The sequence below is a fragment of the Streptococcus sp. 263_SSPC genome (genome assembly GCF_001071995.1).
Taxonomy (GTDB): domain Bacteria; phylum Bacillota; class Bacilli; order Lactobacillales; family Aerococcaceae; genus Granulicatella.
On the sequence record NZ_JVNU01000006.1, the window covers coordinates 1 to 385 of the forward strand.

A 385-nucleotide genomic window follows, 5' to 3' on the forward strand; every position below is an offset into this window, starting at 1 on the left:
TAAGTTTGTATTGGATACTTTAAATCAAATTGACTTACCTAAGGGTGTTCTACTACATAGTGATCAAGGCAGCGTTTATACTTCCGCCGAATACTACAATTTATGTAAAGAAAAAAACATTATCCGCAGTATGTCCCGTAAGGGGACACCCGCAGATAATGCGCCCATCGAAAGCTTCCATTCTTCCCTAAAGTGCGAAGCTTTCTACATAAAAGATGAAGTAATAACTTCATCTTCTATTGTAATTCAAATTGTAGAAAATTACATCAAATATTATAATGAAAATAGAATCCAACAAAAATTGGACTACCTGTCTCCGGTTGAATACCGGAGACGGTAGCCCTAGGGTGTTTTTATTAAATTCTCACTTTTTGGGGTCAGTCCC

General features: G+C 36.6%; 1 protein-coding gene. It reads left to right on the forward strand.

The features are described from left to right. On the forward strand, window positions 1-340 hold a 340-nt coding region (locus ADH02_RS00145), incomplete at its 5' end, for an IS3 family transposase (RefSeq protein ID WP_048781565.1). Window positions 341-385 lie beyond the last annotated feature (45 nt).